The sequence below is a fragment of the Novosphingobium sp. 1529 genome (genome assembly GCF_040544855.1).
In the GTDB taxonomy this organism is placed as follows: Bacteria; Pseudomonadota; Alphaproteobacteria; order Sphingomonadales; family Sphingomonadaceae; genus Novosphingobium; species Novosphingobium capsulatum.
The window spans coordinates 1-16,700 of sequence record NZ_JBEPKW010000006.1 but is presented as its reverse complement, the minus strand read 5'-3'; the positions used below and the strand labels follow the sequence as shown (position 1 = coordinate 16,700).

Sequence of the window (16,700 nt, the reverse complement as noted above, 5' to 3'; positions counted from 1 at the left end):
CTGGAAATTCCTGTCGGAATCCGCAATCAGGGGTGGCGCGCGCGAGGCTGCAAGGGCCTCCACCTCTGTCTCTCGGTAAATGCCTGCCTGGAAAGGCTTTCTTGGCCCGGTATCTCGCAACCCGAGGCAATCGCTTGGCGGCGCCCCTGCCTATCTCCAAAGAAAAAGACGTGCAGACAACAGCTTAACCCCAATCGCGAGATAGGGGCCTTTATCTTGCCATAGCCCTTTTTCCTGCCATTCTACCCACACCAATCGCGCCACCACCTTCCTGGCCCTTCATGATGTTCGCAATACGTTCTATGCAACCTCGTCAAATGAGTCGCGATGAAGGATAGGTCCATGGGCATACGGATCGCAGCCAAGGCCGGGCATCGCCTGCAAGTGTCCGGCGACGTCGAGACGGTGCTGGACATTCCCGCGCACGGGGTTGCCAAGGGATTTTCGCTGGCCTTTTCGGAGGGCACGCTGGTGCTTGGACGCTGGATTCCGGGCGGGAATGCCTGCCGGTTTGGCATCGCCAACGAAGGCACCGCGATGACCAGGATCACCCGCCATGGGCTTGGCGAAGCGGTCGATCTGGACGGCAAATTCGACTGGATCAGGTTGGCGTTCGGCGCGCAAACGCTGCAGCCGGACGTCAGCGCGGAGGGCGACGGCGTGTTGCAACTGACGCTCGATATCGACGTGCGCACGGGCGTTTAGGGCTTGGTTCTGCGGTGGTTGTCGCTGGGCAATCACGGAGCCGCAGGGGCGCCACCGCTCCGTGCTAGACGTGGATCAGCCTGCTTCGCGGACCTCCAAGGTGAGGAGTGCCAGCCTCTCCTGGCAGACTTCCTGCACCAGTTGGCCGAGCTTCTCGACCCGCTCGGCGAGCCACAGCAAATCCTCTTTCGCGATATGATAATGCTTGGAGTAACGCGCCTTCACATAGGCGTCTTTCAGCTTCTCGAACAACGCCCGCTCTCGCCGGGTATCGCGAGGCCAAGCATCCACCAGGCGTATGTCCAAGCCTTCCGCCTGCGTGCGCAGAAAGGCGAGATTGTGGTTGTGTGGCGTGTAAAATGTCCGAACCAACAGAACACAATGGTAAAGGCGTTCTGCTGCTTGATGCAGATCGAATGCGGCATCTCGCAGATACCCTTTGTCTGCATAGAAGTGCGCACCTTCAAACCGCTTCATCGCTGAAGGAAACCACTCGTCAAAATATTCCTGCGCCATGGCCAGCGCCTGCTCGGGCGTCTTGGGCTTGGGCTCGGGCAAGGGCCGGTCGTCGGCCTCGAAGAGCAGGACGCCATCGCGGGCGATGTCCATGAAGAAGTACCGTCCATGGGCCAGGCCGTCGCCCACTTCCTGCCATGTGTGGACCACGAAATTGGCCGGGGTGCGCAGCGTCCCGGCGATTTTCGCCTCGATCAAGCGCTGGTCGGCGGCGGTCCAGTAGGCCGCGCGGTCGGTCAGTTCCTTCTGGTTGACGATCACCAGCAGGTCGAAGTCGGAGACGTAGCCCTTGGCGGTATGCGGCTCGTCCACCCAGCCGCCGCGCGCATGGCTGCCATAGAGGATGACCTTGAGAATGCGGCCCCGGCGACGGCGCGCGGTGGCGTTCTCATGGGCGGCGGCAAACTCCTCGAACAGGATCTGGACCACGCGGTCCAGGTCGCGCTGCTTGCTCGCAGGCAGGTGGTCGAGGTCGGTCTTCATCGGCATAGAATCGCCGGAAAACGGAGCTTTGCCAAGCAGAAAACGCGAGCAGGTGCCGGCAGTCAGCCAATTCTGGCAGCCCCTTCCGGCGGCGCAAGCGACCAACAACGGCTGGCGGAAAAGCGAAGCACAACAGCTCCAGCTTTCGGGGCCAGGCTGGAAGAAGTGGGAGCGACGGCACCGCATCGACGCCGTCGCTCCATGCAATATGTCGGACTACCGCGCACGAAGCATCGCATCGCGGGCCTCCATCCGATCTTCGACAACCCGGCACGCAGTCATGCCGTGCACGTTGCCGTTTCCGTCCACCAGCATCACAGCGGTGAACCATTGCCCATCGAGCCGTCCCCAGATCGCAATCCGGTCGAGCTCACAATCCGCATCATCGCGGGTTTCATAGGCGCCGAGCCAGCGCTCCTCGCACCGCGCATCCCACCGAAAATCGATCTCCTCGGCCGCCAAGAAATGACGCGCCAGCCAGTCGACCGCGCCGCACCCGAATTCCCGCTCCAAGCCGACGACCAGGGCCGCGACGACCCGATCGTTTCTGCCGGCAACCACTGCTGCGATAGGTTGATAGAACCCCATGATGACCTCCTGTGCTGTCGTTCCCAGGATCGGGAACGGCTTTGCAGAGGCGGCTGGGGCAGCGGCTGTCAGGGCCGCCGCGCGCAGCGCGGCGCCGCGCAGCGGATGTGGGGGGAACCGATTTGCGCAGCAAATTGGGGGGCACCCGCGGGCCTTGATAGCCGCTGCGCCAGCCGTCACACTGGGCCTCTCGAGACGCACCCCATCCCCCTCCCCTGGCCACGCACGCTTGCGTCACGGCCAAGGCGAGAGAGCGACGAAGAGAGAGGCCTGGGATGGCGTATCGGGACTTTCGGAAGATGGCGTAGTCGGCATCCTGCGCACGGCGAAGAGCCCTGCCCCGGGCTGCGCTGCCACCGCGAGCTGCCCCTTGCCCCGCACGTCCGGCGCGACGCTGGCGAGATAGCCGATGGTCTCGCGCGGCAGGCCCTGGTGGCCGGCCAGATAGGCGGCATAGCGCGCCGGTCCCGCATTGTAGGCGGCGAAAAGCCCAGGATAGCCGAAGCGCTCGTACATCAGGCGCAGAAAGCAGCTGCCGGCGAGGATGTTGTCGCGCGGGTCATCGGGATCGGGGCCCAGGCCGAGCCGCGCGCGCATGTCGGACCAGGTGGCAGGCATCAGTTGCATGAGCCCGATGGCTCCGGCCCGCGAGCGGATCGGCCGCCCGCCCTGGACGGTCCGTCCCCGGCTTTCCGCCTGCATCACCCGCTCGATCCAGGCCACCGGCACCCCGCACCGGCGCGACGCCTCGCGCGTGTAGGGTCGCCAGGTGGCCACTGCTGAGACGGTCTCCTGCGCTGCGGGCTGGGCGGCAGCCTGGCCGGCAACCAGGCCTGGCGTCGCCCATGCCAGGACGGCCAGGGCGCATCTCAGCGACGCCACAGCAGCTGCGCCTTGCCGATGATGTCAGCGCCCGCGCTCACCCCGAAATAGCGCCCGTCGAACGAATCCGCGCGGTCCATCAGCAGGAAGACCTGCTGCCCCCGCAGCCGGCGACAGCCCTGCCAGGCCGGCATGGCCCGCCCCAAGGTATCGACCTGCTGTCGGCGGGCGAGGGGCCTGCCATTGACGAAGACCTGGTCCCTGTCGGCGCAGACTGTGTCGCCCGCCTCGGCTGCGACACGCTTCACCAGCGGGACGGTGCGGGGGAGATAGCGCCGGGCTGCCGCGAGCGCGCGGAACGGCGCGGGCACACGCGCCACGACCATGTCGCCAGTCGCGACAGGGGCACCGGGACTGACCCAGTAGAGCCCGATCGGTGCGCTCGCGCTGGCGTTCCAGACGAGGCGCGGCACGGGAGGGAAGAGGACGCTGGCGAGGACAAGGCCAATCCCAAAGCCCAGGGCCAGCGCGCGGCGGCATTGCCGCCGGCGCGCTTGCTTGCGCGTGCGCAGCGCCTCGCCCCAGGCGAGCAGCGGCGCATCCGGCACCGCGGTGCGACGCCCGCTCACTGGGCAAGTCCTCGCGAACTCTGCGCGCGCGACCAGGCATCGAGATCGTCGATGTGGTACTGGACATAGCGGCAATGGCGGCGAAACACCGGGCCCGTGCCGTTGCGACGCAGGCGCCGCAACAGCAACGCGGAAATCTTGAGGTAGGCCGCTGCCTGCTCGGTGTTGAGGAACGGCGAGCCGCGCTTGGCGCGCGCGGCCCGGGCAATCTGGTCGTCTTCGGTCATGATTGGCATCCTTCGATCGGCGCGAGCCGGGACAGCCGGTTCGCGACATCGAGGATGGCGGGGCCGACACCGCGCCGGGAGTGTCGGAAAGGGGGGCGGCGTTTTCGACACGGGGTGATGCCAAATCCCCGCGCCGGCTCCGGCGCGGGGATCGCTGGGTTCAGCGCGACCAGATGAGCTTGAACGCGCCGCCTTCGCCCTGGGTCAGCGTCGCGTAGATCGGCGCGGGAAGCGAGGGATCGTCGAGCTTGAGGCTGAGATATTCCGCCCCCGTCTCGCGCGCGGCCTTGGTCCAGCCTGCCCCGAATTCGACGCCGCCGGCGCTGACGCGGTGGTCGGGGGCCTTGTCGTGCTCGCGCTCGACCGGCCGGATGGTGGCCTTGGCGCGCAGGGTGAGCGTGCGGATTTCGCCGTTGTAGACGCCATCCTCGTTGCGGGTGAAGCTGCCGATCTGTGCCATGGTATGTCTCCTTTTTCGCGGGTTCGAGTGCCGCCCGATGCGGCCTCGATGGCGGTCGATCGGCGGCGTCGCGCCGTCGTGCACCGGGACGGCCGCAGCGCCAGCGCAGGACGGCGAAGCTCCGGTTTCTTGGCCCGCGAGGAGCCCGTCAGGGCGGGGAAGAAACCGGGGCGAAGCCGTTGCACGGATCAGGCGCGCACGCTGCCAGACCAGCCTTCGGGAGAGGCCAGGGGCGGCATGACCCCAGCGCAAAAGCACAGACTCGATGGCGCGATCCGGCGCCGATTCTGCAGGGATGAGAGCCTGGCGAGGCGATCCGCGTGGTCCCACCGACGCTCGGCCTGTCTGGGTCCTAGCGCGCGACAAGCGCCCGGCGCAGTACGGGGACGGTGGCGCAAGCGGGGCTGCCATCCCTGCCGGTACCACAGACGGTGGTGACGAGAATCCCGCCGCAGGCTGCCCGCGCGAGCAGGTCGGGATCGATATCGTGGAGGTCGACTTTCATCCGGCGCGACCAGGGCGAAGCCGGGTCACCGGCTGCTTGCCCGATGCGCACGTAGACGAAGCGGCGAACGGGACCTTCGGGTCGGACCTGATCGCCGAAGAACCGGGGGCCAGGCCCGACGCGCACGACAAAATCGAACGCCAGCGCTTCCCCGTCGCGGGCCCTGGCCGGATCGAGCGGATGGCCATCTTTGGCTTGCAGGCTGTACGCCACGCCGGGGACGGGCCGGTCGATGATGATCCGCATCGCGATGGCGATCGTGACCGCGCGCTTCATGGTCGATCTCCCGTGCCTGCGCGCGCCCCGTCACAAAGCACCACGAGCACCGCCAGCCCGGCATACCGCGCCCCGCCCACCCGATCCAGCACCCATGCGGATACGGCACCGCCGCGCGGCCGAGCCCAGCGGGCGAGGCCGCGCGGCGCGCATTTCACGAAGATGAAGGGCGGGCGGGATGCCCCCGCCCGCCCCCCCTCACGCCGCCTGGGACAACGGCACCTCTCCCGGTTCCTCCGGCTGCGCAGCACATCCTCCGGCGACCATGCGCCGCGCGGCGGCGACTCTGGCGTGGGCAGCCACCGTCGCGACGCCGCCGCGCTCGGTGTAGGCAGCGGGCGGGAACTGCATCCAGCGCGGGACCCAGCGTTCGACCTTGTCCCGGCCCTGCGCGCCGTCGAGATGGTCGGCGACGATCCGCTTCAAGGTCTGGGTCTTCTCGCCCGCGTTGGCATCGGCCACCGCCTCGCCGGCCACGTCCGCCACGATCCGGCCCAGCACGGCACGGTCGCGCAGCAGGGTGAAGAAGGCGTCATCGGCCTGCCACCAGTCGGCCATGGCGATGCCCAGCTCGCCGCCCAGGGCCTCGACCGCCGTCGAACCGGCCGCGAGGGTTTCGCCGATCACGATGGTCACGACCCGCATCACGGCCTCGTCGGGCAAAGCGACCAGACGCAGGAACAGCCCGGCCAGGCCATAGTCGTCGCCATTGCCGCCAGTGAGAGTGGGGTCTTCGGTAGCAAAACCGAGCAGGTCGAGCACCACGCGCCGCTCGGCCTGGAAGACCGCCTCGGCGCGACAGCGTGCCACGCTATCGCGCACGTCCTGGTTGCGCGTCGCCTGCGGTTCGGGCCGCACGGCCCACAGCGGCGAGCCGACAATGGCGTGGGCGACCAGGAGGCGCAGGGCAAGACCGGGGTGGCCGGTCAGCGCCGCGCGCACCGCCGCATGGCGATGCAAGTCGACATAGGTCTGGAGCGAGGACGTCAGTTCGGGACGGTGCGGCTTGGGCGGCGGCGTGGTGTCGCCACGCACGATCCGGCGGGCTTCGGCGCGGGTGACATAGCCCTCGTGAAACGTGACTTCGCCCGTCGCGCGCACATCGATATAGACGCGCCCGCCCTTGCGCTTGGCGGCCTTTTCATGCTCCCAGGCGTGGAAATGCTCGGCTGGCGGAATCACGACGACGTCAGCCCAGCCTGCCGCGAGATAGGCGTCGCGCGCCGCCGCGATCGCCGCATTCTGCGCGGTCCAGAACGCTTCCGGGTCGGCGAAGTAGCGATCCTCGCCGAACAGATCGGCAATCGTCGCGCCACCAAAGCCAGCGATGTCGAACAGCGCGAAGCGCACCGGGATCGACTGGCCGCCAAACAGCCAGGCCTTGACCTGGTGGCCAATGGGCACGTGGGCGTGGGCGTCGTCGAACAGCGCCAGCCAGGCCCGTTGCTGGCTCTTGCTGGCGAGGGTCAGATGGCGGACGGTGACGCGGTCGATCCGCTCGGCACGATAGAGGTCGCGGATGCGCGGGAGCAGGTTGCCGAGCGCGAGAATCCGGCGGATGGAGAGTTCGGGCAGGCCAAAGGTCAGGGCGATCTCGTCGAGCCCCCGCCCTTCCCGCACCAGGCGGGTGAAGCTTTCCCATTGGCGGACTTCGTCGGCGTCGAGCCGCGCCATGTTCTCGATCATCGAAGCTTCGATGGCGGCGGCATCGTCGCCTTGCTCCATGATCGCGCAAGGCAGGAGCAGGGCGTCGGGATCGACATCACCGGCCTCGCGCCGTTCATCCGCGACGATGCAACTGGCGTGAAAGCGGCGACGGCCCGCGACGATGCCGTAGCGGCCTTGTGCGTCGGGCGGGCGGACCAGCAGCGTCTGGATGACGCCGCGCGCGCGGATGGTCGGCAGGAGGTCGGAGACGTCGGGCACCTTGCGGCCAAAGCGCATGTTGGTCTTGTCGACGTAGAGCTTGTCGAGCGGGATATGGTCGAGTTTCATGGGGCATCACCTTTTTTGCAAAGGTGTCGGTCGCGCGGGTTTCAGGTTCATGGCGAGACCGGCACGGGGATGGCGGCGCGGCGCGCCGCCGGGGGTCATCCGCCGTCAGGACGGCGGACAATCGGGCGTTGCCGGTGTCGCGCCCGAAGGCGGGGCGGCACGGCACAGCGTCGCCTGCGCGGCAAGGATCGAGCCGGAACGGCGCGACCATGCCGCCCAGACGGACAGCGGATGGGCCGTTGCGAACGCGATGTCGCGTTCGATGGTCAGGCCGAAAGGCAGCCGGACGGCAGCGATTTCCGCGAGGCTGAACGCGCCCAGTTCCGGGCAACCGAAACCGAGATCAGCAAGGCCGAACAGCGTGTCGCCATCCTCGGCCAGTTCGGTGGCCAGCCACGTCGCCGCGCCCAGCGGGTTGAACAGCTTGAGCACGGGCCGGAAATCCGGTTCGGCACGGCCATCCCGCAAGGCAGCCTCATGGCCCAAGGCGTTGGCGCGCAGAGCCGCGCGCAGGTCATCGGGCAGCAGGATCATGCCGCGATCCTTTCGTCTTCCTGTGCGCGCGCGGCGGCGTGATGGCGGGAGAGCAGCCAGTCGGCGGCCTTCGAGGCGGCGCTGGCAGCGCGGAAGATGGCGCGGTTGTCCTCGCGCAGCACGTCGAGCCACGCGCCGAGGTAATCGGCATGGCGGACGGTCGGGACGATGCCGAGCGCCGCGCAGAGGAACGCCGCGCCCATTTCCGCGACGAGTTCCTCGCGGGCATAGTCCTTGCTGCCGAACGGCTTGGTAAGGTCGCGATTGAGCCGCTTGGCATGGCCGGTCGCGTGGCACAGTTCGTGAAATGCGGTGCGGTGCCAGTTGACCGGATCGAAGAAGGCGGCCTGCGGCGGCACGACGACGAGGTCGGCACCGGGGGCATAGAAGGCCTTGTCCCCACCGATGCGGAATTCGACACCCGCAGCAGCGATCACCGACCGGGCAAGCGGCGCGATCTCGTTCGCGGGCAACGCTGGGGGATCGTCGCCCAGGCCGGCGGGCAAACCATCGCACTGGGCGACGTTGAACACGGTAAACCGCTTGAGGAAGGGGACGGCGCGGGCCTCGTCCCCATCGCGCGCCGCGCGCTCGGCCTCGGCCTTGGGGGTGTAGCGGTCGGCATAGACCACGCTGACGCCCCGCTCGCCCTTGCGCACGCACCCCCCTGCCTCGCGCGCCTGCCGAAACGTCAGCCAGCCTTGCGAAGGCCAACCCTGTTCGATGACCGCGCACCACAGGATCAGGATGTTGACACCCGAGTAGGGCCGGGACGTTGCCGCATTGCGCGGTAGCCCGGGCGCTAGCCCCAAGTCCGTCCCTGCGACCTTGCCCCAGGGCTGGACCCACGGGAAACGCCCGGCTTCCAGTTCAGCGACGATGCGCGCGGTCACCGCGTCATAGAGGCTGGCGCGGGCGTCGCTGGTCTCGCTGCCAATTGCGCGGACAGCGCTGCGGTTCGATGATCTCGGCATGACCGATCCTTTCCAACCACCCTGAAAAAGGCACGAAGCCTCCCCGCGAAGGCGGGGGTGGGCGGCGAACGCGACCAAGAGGCCCGGCTCCAGCGGACGGGGACACCGCGAGGGCGGAACGCATGTGGAGCACCCCGCGACAAGCGCAGCGCGCGGGGTTGTCCCTGGCCGCGCCGGGCCTAGCCGGGAGCGCCGGCCATCCCCGCCACGCCGGGAGAGGCAAACGGAACAACGCCGCCGCGCCGATCGCGCGGCGTCCCTACTCCTGCGCCAGCGATCGCCACCGTCCGGCCGAGACCCGGGAGGGGCTCGGGGGCGAGCGCGGTGAGCCCTGGAGCGCGGTCGCGGCCCTGCCGCGAGGCGCCCTCGCCCTTTTGTGGTTTTGCCACCAGAAAGGATGCAAGCGCCCCTGCCCCCAGCCATCGCAAAGCTGCGGGCTTGCCCACCGGCAGCACAGACCCGCCAGATTGCCCCAGGACAGGGCATGCTAGCTGACCCAGGCCCCTTATAGGGTTCCGACCGGCCAGGATTGCAAAATCGCGACCGGACCAGCCACACAGAGCGCGGCGCCCGCCGCGACCAGGCGGCGGGCGAGTGACTTGCGATGCTCGCCACCCCCGGGCCAGTCGCCCGGCCCCAGGACCCGTTCGGCGATCTCACGCAGGCTCATGCCGGCGGCGCGCGCGTCGGCGGCGAGCAGCGACAGGTGCTGGCGATGCAAGCGCGTTGGCGGCCGTTCCGCGGAGTACGGAAGATAGATGCGCCGCAGGGCGGCAATCCGCCTGGCCAGCATCTCGTCGGCGACGATGTCGAAACAGAGCTGCACGGGTCGCGTGGGCAAGTGACCATCGACCAGATCGATGCGGGCGATATCGCCCTGGCAGTCAAAGGCGATATGCTCGCCCTCTGTGTCTGCAATGCGACGCGCCTGGCGCGCCCGGCCGTCGAAAAGGAACGACGTGCTTGCCGTCCCTGACACGATCCGGGCGCGCAGGACGCACGGGTCCGCGACGATAGACCATACCGGCGTGACGTGGATGCAATCCTCCCCCGGATCCTCGACAAAAGTGCAGCCCCCACCGGCACGCCGTGGCCAGCTTAGACAAGACGACCGGCCGGACGCTCTCATCGATCGGAGCACTGGCCGGCGCGCTCGCACTGGCCCAGGCGGCGCGATAGGCCGGATCGCGTCGCAAGACTTCCCAGGCAAGCCCGGCCCGCCCCCGGCGTGACAGGGCCGCGACGCGTTGCGCCCAGGCGCCGCCGATCATGGCCGGGTGACACACATCGTGCGTAGCCCAACGAGAGGGCAGACGCGGCGCACGGAGCACGGCGAACCGGCAGCAACGCCGGCATCCTTCGCCATGATCTGGCGCGCAGCCCACTGCATAGCCCCCCCTTTGCCGAGATGGCGGTTCTGATACCCCGCCGGCCCAAAACCGATCCGCGACGCCACTGGCATCACCCGGCAAGGTCCGCGCTGCTCGCGGTCATGGCGCGCAAAGGCGGCGCGCGTCACCCCCCGAAGATCGGGGGGCATGTTCCCACGGGCGACACGCGAGGAGCCCAAGCGACCGACGCATCGGCTCATCTCATCCCGAGCTTGCCACTCTTGGGCGCGTGACCATGGCCGGCAGGCGCCGCTGGCCTTGCGCGGCATCGAATGTGGGTTGGAAAAGGGAGGTTCCGCGATCCATCAGACGATGGGAGTGGGATAGGCGCTTCGCGATAACGGACTGGTTTGATTGCCAAAGCGGCAGCACGCTGCTGGCGCGCGGACCGGATGGAAGGAGGTGCAACACGGGTGCGAACGAGAGATGCGACGACGCCTGGAGGCCGCATCGCGACGATCCTGCAGAGCATGGATCGTCTCCGTCCTGCGCCGGCTGGTCCGAGGCTGCCGCCATGACGGAAGCGGTAGACACGCTCGCGCTCCGACTCTCCCCTCGACACCGCGAATGCCTTTGGCATGTCTTCCAACTCCGGACGTCGAAGGAAATCGCCATTGTCCTGGGCATCGGCGTCGGCACGGTGGATTCCTACATTGCCGAGGCCGTGGCGATCCTCGGCGCGCCGAACCGTCGCCGTGCTGCGGAAATGCTCTACGGCGACAGGGATGGAGCGCCCCCCGGGAAATTGGAGGGGGAAACGCCGGGGGTAGCGGCCGGCTCGGGCGATGACCCATTGCCCAGTCAGGGGATGCAGGTCGGCGAATGGCAAGTCCTGCTGCCCTTTCGTTACAAGGGAGCACACCGCAATGAACTCGGACCCATCCACCGCCTCTTCTGGCTCATCCTCATGGTCCTCGCCGCCGCAGCAAGCTTCGGCATGCTGGCCGTCGGACTCGAAGTCCTCTCCCGGCTGCTTGCGCGCGCCTGAAGCCCGCCATGGCACACCTGCGCCAAGCATTGCGGCCCTTGCCGACGACCTCCACGGCTACGAGACGCTGCTCCAGGCGCTGTTCGCGAAAGGCGGCGAATTGTCGACCTCCGCGATCCGCGCACAGGTCGCTGGCAATCTGTCCCCCATCGCCGGTCACCAGGTGCTCGGCGCGATCAGCCATGCGCAACTGCTGACTTCGAATGCTCTGGGGCATATCGCCGAGGCCCACCGGATGCTCGAAACGCTCGGCCGCAAACTGGGGATCGACGTGCACGCCTTTGGCGACGTCCTCAAGCCGCCCGCAAGCGCCCGCAGGGCGATGCCATGCGAGATGGACGGATGAGCGACCATGACCCCGGCCACGCGGCTCGGCGATGACCGAGATCACCGCTTTTCTCGTGCTGATCACGACCGTCACCATTCATGCCGGTTGGCGCGGCGGCGCGCCCGAGCGCTGTGCGGCGGCGGCCATGGCGCTGGCTACCATTGCGACCAGCCTGACGAACTTGAAGGCGCCGCTGCCGTTCCGAACCGTGCAATGGCAGCTGGTCTGGATCGACACAGCGCTCTTTGTGGTGCTGCTGGTCATCGCGCTCACCGCAAACCGCTTCTGGCCGCTGTGGATCGCGGCGATCCAATGCCTGGCGCTCGGCGCCCATGCATCGCGGGCCTTCGCACCCGATATCCTGCCACTCGCCTATTGGCTGATCATCGGCAAGCTGTCCTATCCGATGCTGCTCCTGCTCGTCATCGGGACCGAGCGCCACCATCGCCGCAGCCGCCGCAGCCGCCGCAGCGCCGACGATCCGCCTGGCACGGCGCCAGGCGCAGGGGACGGCGTGTCGTCTCCCGATCCCACCGCGCCAGCGCCATCAGGTGCGGATCGCCAGATGGGTCCAGACCACGAAGCCAAACGGCCGGAGCGGCGATGACGGCGCAAACCCGCAACAGCGTCCTTGCCGCCGAGCCGCATGGACGCAGCAGACCAGCAGCGCTCGCGCGGCCGAAGGGGACGCTGCCAAGACCTTCCCGCGACGAGGCGAGGACGTGGTGGACCTGAGCGAGGCGCCGAGCGAGCCCATGCGGGCCGAGGCCTGTCGCATCCTGGCCAGGATGCGCGCTGCGACCGGCGCCTGCTTTGGCGGCCCGTTCGCCGCGACCCCACGCCTCGACATCCTCACCGAGCTCTATCTCGCCGCGTGCGAAGACCGGCCGCTCCACGCCTGGAGCCTGTGTCTCGCCCTGCAAGTCCCGCCGTCCACCGCGCACCGCAAGATCGGCGAGCTGGAACGGCTTGGCCTGGTCACCAGCCGCCGCGGCGCGGGCGCGGTCAGCGATGGGGATAGCGGCCGGGACTGGGGCCGGGACAGCGGCAGCGACGCGCCCCGACGCGATAACCGCTACTTGCGCGTCAGCCTGACGCCGGAAGGCCATGCGAGAACACGCCGACTGCTCGACCTGCTGCTGCAGATCTGGGGCGGAGCTGGCCAAGAGGGCGGCGCGCGGGCGCCGTGAAAGGCGGCAGGAATGCCGGCGTTTTCGCGCCTGGAAAGGAGGAGCATGATGTCACCCGAAGCGGCCACGGCGGACCATGTCTATCGCCTCATCCGGCACGAGATTGTCGAAGGCGCTTTCCTGCCCGGACATGTGCTCAAGCTCGGCCAGCTCACGGAGGCCTTCGGCACGAGCGCGACACCGGTGCGCGACGCCCTGAACCGGCTGGTGGGCGAGCGGCTCGTCGATCTTCTGCCGGGCGGCGGCTTTCGGGTGCGACCTCTCGGCCCGGCGCGGCTTGTCAGCCTCTACGCTTGGCATGGCGCGCTGGCCCAGCTTGCACTGGGCACCCGCTGGCCCAAGTCGGTGAAAGAGCACCTCGGCGCCCTGCGGCGTGACGTGGACAAGTCTGGTCAGTTCGCGAGCGTCGCCGGCGCATTCTTCGCCATTCTCGCAGCGGCGACCCGAAACGAAGAGCTCGAGGCAGCCCTTACGGCAGCGTCGCATGTGCTCGCTCGCGCGCGGGCTCTTGAGCATCTCCTGATCCCCGGTGCCGTCGACGAACTGGCGCAACTCATCGCGACGATCGAAGCCAACGATAGCGCGGCAGCCCGCCACGCCATGGCGGGCTATCATCGCGCGCGCATCCGACGGAGCCGCCAAATCCACAAGATGATGCAAGCATAGGCAGTTCCGTCCAAATACATGTGCCAACGCCCCAACACCTTTGTGGTTCAGCCATCAATTTCCTGACCTGCTACAGCCCAGAGACTCTCATTCTGGGACCATATAAGTTCGCTCCTGCAGGGAGCGTGTTCTACCTTTTCATTGCTGCAATAGGGCAGCAATAAGGAGTAGACGAAATGGAACGTACCAGCGAAGAGCGTCGTGACGACATCGTCGAACTCGGCGCCGTGAGCGTCGAAACCAAGGGCATCGCCGGCGGCGCGGTGGACCTGCCCGCCGGTCAGGGCCATGCCGGCATCCTCGACGACTGACCGACCGCTTGGCGCATCCCTGGCCGGATGCGCCAAGTTCCTGCCCAGGGTAGAGGGCGCGGCGGGCATGGCCGGCAGCGCCGCGCATGCAGGGAGCCGGAATGCCCCATGGCCCGCTCGGATATTTCTTGGTGCGAAGTCGGCGCACGGATCGTCATCATCGACATTGCGCGCGACATCTATCTGCAATTGCCACAGCATCTGGCCGAGGCCTTTCACGCTCTCCGGCGCGACGGCGCGCGGGGAGACGGAGCCGCCAAGCAGTTCGAGGCCCTTGCCAGGATCGGGCTATGCGATGCGGATTTCCGCCGGCCGGTCGAGCCGGCGAGCATCACCGTGCCCGATCGCGATCTGCCGCAACTGGCCATGGACGCCTGGCCCCATTCTGCCTTGGCGAAAGCGACCGCGCTCGCCCGGATCGTTGCCGCGCGCCTGGCTGTCCGTGCCCTGCCCTTGCGGGTGCTGGTGACGTGGATTCGCCGCGTCCAGGCACAGCCGTCCACACCCTCGCCGCCGGACGCTGCGGCCGCCGCGACCGCCTTGTTCGTCCAGGCGCGGCAGTTGGCGCCCGGCCGAGGGACCTGCCTGCCCGACTCGATCGCGCTTCTGCACGTCCTGCGCGCGCGCAAGATCGCATGCCACATGGTGCTCGGTGTTCGGCTCGATCCGTTCGAGGCCCATTGCTGGATCCAGAGCGCCGATGCCATCCTGGGTGACACGCACGAGCGCGTCGCCTGCTTCACCCCGATCCTGCAGCTATGAGCCTCGCACGCTACCTGGGCGTGGTCATGCTGGGCCAAGACCGGCCAACCCCGGCCCGCACGGCGGCGCCAACAGTCGCAGCGCAACTCGGTCTGGCGCCATGTGTCGAAGCGACCACGCACGTCCTGTTCACAGCAGGTCCAAGCGAAACCATCGCTGGCATGCCGGCGGCAACCATGTTGGTGGGACCGGCCTTTCCCCGCGCGCCAGGCGGCTCGCCGTTCGTCGGGACTATCGACCGCGAGGCCGCGCCGGCCCATTTCCTCGAAGCGATCGAAGCGCGTTGGGGGGCGTTCGTGGCCTGGACCCACACCGCAGAAACCGGAGAGGTCTTCGTCTATCGCGATCCATCGGCGCGCTGTCCCTGCTACTACATGCGTTGGGGCGACGAACTCGTCATGGCCTCCCACCTGCCGTTTATCGAAGCGCTTACCGGCCGCCTCCGCGCCATCAACTGGGCGGTCATTGCCGACGAACTGCTCTACCCGGAGCTGGTGGGACGCGCGACCGCGCTGCGCGAAATCGCCGAAGTCCTGCCGGGCGAAATCCTGCATATCGCCCGTGACGGCATCACCCATCATCCGCTGTGGCGCCCGGCCAAGTTCATCGATCCAGCGGCCTTGCCCCCTTTCGACGAGGCGCAGGACCAGGTCACGCATGCGGTGAACCAGGCTTGCCACCACTGGTCGCGACACGTCGGGTCGCTCCTGCTGACCTTGAGCGGCGGCCTCGATTCGTCGGTGCTCGCCGCGACACTGCCGGGCTTGCGCCATGCCATCACCCTGGTCAGCGGCCCTGGTGGAGGCGACGAGCGCGCCTTTGCCGGCGCGGTGTGCCGGCATCTTGGCCTCGAAGCCCATCAGCTCCATCTCTCTGCAGCCGATGTTACCCTCGCGATGTCGAGCGCGGCGCACCGCCCCCGCCCGGCGGCACGAGCCTTCACCCAGAGCTTGCTCAGGCATACGACGGCGATCGCCGACAGCCTTGGCGCCAGAGCGATCGTCTATGGCAGTGGCGGCGACAATGTCTTCTGCTTCCTGCGGTCGGCGACGCCGGCCAGCGACAGGCTGGCAGCGCAAGGGCTCGGCTCAGGATATCGGCGCACGGTGATCGACGTCGCGGCGGTCACCGAATGCTCGCCTTTCCTGATCGTCCGGCGATCGCTGCACAAGCATGTTCGTCGCCGCCGCGCCTGGGCCTGGCCGCGCGACGAGCGCCTGCTTGCGCCTGCGCTGCTCACGCCCGCTACGTCCCAGCCGGCGCATCCCTGGATCGACGATTTCGCGAACCTGCCCGTCGGTAAGCGCGAGCATGTCGCGGCGATCATGCGCGGCCTCGCCCTGGTCGACTATCTCGATGGAGCAGACAGCCTGCCCATGGTCTATCCACTGCTGTCGCAACCGGTCATCGAAGCCTGCCTGCGCCAGCCGACCTGGCTCTGGTATCAGGACGGCGTCAATCGCGCGATCATCCGCCGCGCTTACGCAGACAAGCTCCCCGCAATGATCGTCCAGCGCGCGGCAAAGGGCGGGTTTACCAGCCTGGTGCGCCGGCTTTACCTGGACAATCTTGCCCTCATCCGGGCGATGCTGCTCGACGGCGACCTCTGCGCGCAAGGGATCGTCGAGCGCCGGGCGCTCGAGACCGCCCTCGCCAGGACGCCGGTCGCAACCGATCAGACCTATGTGCGGATCATGCGGTTCGTCGACATCGAGGCCTGGCTGGCTGCGCGGCGCCGCTGAGCAGCGCCGGCCTCATGGCGACGCGCTCTCGCGCGGTTTGAACCAGCGCTCGAACCAGGCGAGATTCCGCTCATAGACGGCAAGCCGATGGGCGGGCTGGAGCTTGACGTGCGCTTCGCCGGGAAAGACGTACATCTCTGCCGGCCAGCCGGCGTTCTTCACCGCTGCATACGTCGGCAGCGCCAAGCGGAACTCCTCCTCCCCCGCCTGGATCAGCAGAGGCACCGGTGGCAGCGTGCCCAGATTGGGTGCCAGCGATCCCTGCTTCCAGAAATCGGGCTGATCCGCGTTGAACCGGGGATAGCCGCTCTTGGCGTACCAGTCCTCGAACCCGGGGCCGAGACTGGCCATCATCGTGGGGTCCTCGCAGCACGTGCTGAGCGCAGCAGCCTTGAACAGCCGCGAATGGATCAGGGCGAACGTCGCGGTGGAGGCACCGTCGCTTTGTCCGGTGATGCCGATGCGGGCAGGATCGGCGATCCCCTGCGCGATCAAGCGCTCGATGATGATCTCTAGATGGGGTAACGGTCCGGCGTCGGTTGCGCATCCCTGATGCAGGGTTGGTGGCCTCCCGGTACGATGGTTGAACGGCGTCAGCGGTTGGGCTG

General features: G+C 68.0%; 22 protein-coding genes. 9 read left to right on the top strand and 13 right to left on the bottom strand.

What is annotated here, in order from left to right:
- The first annotated feature begins 342 nt into the window (after positions 1-342).
- Positions 343-705 (top strand): hypothetical protein, encoded by a 363-nt coding sequence (locus ABIC78_RS13005; RefSeq protein ID WP_354490114.1) that lies wholly within the window; start codon positions 343-345, stop codon positions 703-705.
- A gap of 75 nt (positions 706-780) precedes the next feature.
- On the opposite strand, the gene ABIC78_RS13000 is transcribed toward ABIC78_RS13005, so the two are convergent.
- The 12 genes from ABIC78_RS13000 to ABIC78_RS12945 form a co-directional block, all read right to left on the bottom strand.
- Entirely contained in the window at positions 781-1,704 is a 924-nt protein-coding gene (locus tag ABIC78_RS13000; protein ID WP_354490112.1) for a HEPN domain-containing protein, read from the bottom strand.
- Between the two features lie 216 nt (positions 1,705-1,920).
- Complete coding sequence (locus ABIC78_RS12995) at positions 1,921-2,292, bottom strand: hypothetical protein (protein WP_354490110.1); 372 nt, start codon at positions 2,290-2,292, stop codon at positions 1,921-1,923.
- Between the two features lie 234 nt (positions 2,293-2,526).
- A complete protein-coding gene (locus ABIC78_RS12990) occupies positions 2,527-2,994 on the bottom strand; it encodes a lytic transglycosylase domain-containing protein (RefSeq protein ID WP_502915678.1) in 468 nt (155 codons plus the stop codon).
- 167 nt (positions 2,995-3,161) lie between these two features.
- Positions 3,162-3,743 (bottom strand): S26 family signal peptidase, encoded by a 582-nt coding sequence (locus ABIC78_RS12985; RefSeq protein WP_354490109.1) that lies wholly within the window; start codon positions 3,741-3,743, stop codon positions 3,162-3,164.
- Positions 3,740-3,970 (bottom strand): helix-turn-helix domain-containing protein, encoded by a 231-nt coding sequence (locus ABIC78_RS12980; protein ID WP_171797315.1) that lies wholly within the window; start codon positions 3,968-3,970, stop codon positions 3,740-3,742. The genes ABIC78_RS12985 and ABIC78_RS12980 overlap by 4 nt, the downstream gene beginning before the upstream one ends.
- A 160-nt stretch (positions 3,971-4,130) precedes the next feature.
- Complete coding sequence (locus ABIC78_RS12975; protein WP_171797316.1) at positions 4,131-4,430, bottom strand: DUF736 domain-containing protein; 300 nt, start codon at positions 4,428-4,430, stop codon at positions 4,131-4,133.
- Positions 4,431-4,782: 352 nt separating this feature from the next.
- Positions 4,783-5,211 (bottom strand): DUF5990 family protein, encoded by a 429-nt coding sequence (locus tag ABIC78_RS12970; RefSeq protein WP_354490107.1) that lies wholly within the window; start codon positions 5,209-5,211, stop codon positions 4,783-4,785.
- Positions 5,212-5,409: 198 nt separating this feature from the next.
- Entirely contained in the window at positions 5,410-7,206 is a 1,797-nt protein-coding gene (locus ABIC78_RS12965; RefSeq protein ID WP_354490105.1) for a ParB/RepB/Spo0J family partition protein, read from the bottom strand.
- Between the two features lie 105 nt (positions 7,207-7,311).
- Positions 7,312-7,740, bottom strand: a complete 429-nt coding sequence (locus ABIC78_RS12960) for a DUF2958 domain-containing protein (protein WP_354490103.1) — start codon at positions 7,738-7,740, stop codon at positions 7,312-7,314.
- Complete coding sequence (locus ABIC78_RS12955) at positions 7,737-8,714, bottom strand: ArdC family protein (RefSeq protein WP_354490101.1); 978 nt, start codon at positions 8,712-8,714, stop codon at positions 7,737-7,739. The genes ABIC78_RS12960 and ABIC78_RS12955 overlap by 4 nt, the downstream gene beginning before the upstream one ends.
- A gap of 505 nt (positions 8,715-9,219) precedes the next feature.
- Positions 9,220-9,693, bottom strand: a complete 474-nt coding sequence (locus ABIC78_RS12950) for a DNA -binding domain-containing protein (protein ID WP_354490099.1) — start codon at positions 9,691-9,693, stop codon at positions 9,220-9,222.
- On the bottom strand, positions 9,599-9,985 hold the full coding sequence (locus tag ABIC78_RS12945; protein WP_354490097.1) for a transcriptional regulator domain-containing protein: 387 nt from the start codon (positions 9,983-9,985) through the stop codon (positions 9,599-9,601). The genes ABIC78_RS12950 and ABIC78_RS12945 overlap by 95 nt, the downstream gene beginning before the upstream one ends.
- Before the next feature lie 634 nt (positions 9,986-10,619).
- On the opposite strand from ABIC78_RS12945, the gene ABIC78_RS12940 reads away from it, so the two are divergent.
- The 8 genes from ABIC78_RS12940 (at position 10,620) to ABIC78_RS12905 (ending at position 16,092) form a co-directional block, all read left to right on the top strand.
- Positions 10,620-11,093, top strand: a complete 474-nt coding sequence (locus tag ABIC78_RS12940; protein ID WP_354490095.1) for a sigma factor-like helix-turn-helix DNA-binding protein — start codon at positions 10,620-10,622, stop codon at positions 11,091-11,093.
- Complete coding sequence (locus ABIC78_RS12935; RefSeq protein ID WP_171797322.1) at positions 11,080-11,439, top strand: hypothetical protein; 360 nt, start codon at positions 11,080-11,082, stop codon at positions 11,437-11,439. Before ABIC78_RS12940 ends, ABIC78_RS12935 begins: the two co-directional genes overlap by 14 nt.
- Positions 11,440-11,470: 31 nt before the next feature.
- Positions 11,471-12,028 carry a hypothetical protein gene (locus ABIC78_RS12930; protein ID WP_354490093.1) on the top strand — a complete coding sequence of 186 codons (558 nt, stop codon included), beginning with the start codon at positions 11,471-11,473 and terminating at the stop codon, positions 12,026-12,028.
- Positions 12,029-12,143: 115 nt separating this feature from the next.
- Positions 12,144-12,611 (top strand): winged helix-turn-helix domain-containing protein, encoded by a 468-nt coding sequence (locus ABIC78_RS12925; RefSeq protein ID WP_354490091.1) that lies wholly within the window; start codon positions 12,144-12,146, stop codon positions 12,609-12,611.
- A 45-nt stretch (positions 12,612-12,656) separates the two neighbouring features.
- Entirely contained in the window at positions 12,657-13,277 is a 621-nt protein-coding gene (locus tag ABIC78_RS12920) for a GntR family transcriptional regulator (RefSeq protein ID WP_354490089.1), read from the top strand.
- Positions 13,278-13,453: 176 nt separating this feature from the next.
- Positions 13,454-13,588, top strand: a complete 135-nt coding sequence (locus tag ABIC78_RS12915) for a benenodin family lasso peptide (RefSeq protein WP_171797324.1) — start codon at positions 13,454-13,456, stop codon at positions 13,586-13,588.
- A 108-nt stretch (positions 13,589-13,696) separates the two neighbouring features.
- Complete coding sequence (locus ABIC78_RS12910) at positions 13,697-14,350, top strand: lasso peptide biosynthesis B2 protein (protein ID WP_354490087.1); 654 nt, start codon at positions 13,697-13,699, stop codon at positions 14,348-14,350.
- Positions 14,347-16,092, top strand: a complete 1,746-nt coding sequence (locus tag ABIC78_RS12905; RefSeq protein ID WP_354490086.1) for an asparagine synthase-related protein — start codon at positions 14,347-14,349, stop codon at positions 16,090-16,092. The genes ABIC78_RS12910 and ABIC78_RS12905 overlap by 4 nt, the downstream gene beginning before the upstream one ends.
- A 12-nt stretch (positions 16,093-16,104) precedes the next feature.
- Here the strand turns inward: ABIC78_RS12905 and ABIC78_RS12900 are convergent.
- A partial coding sequence (locus ABIC78_RS12900) for a prolyl oligopeptidase family serine peptidase (RefSeq protein ID WP_354490085.1) occupies positions 16,105-16,700 on the bottom strand: 596 nt, incomplete at its 5' end.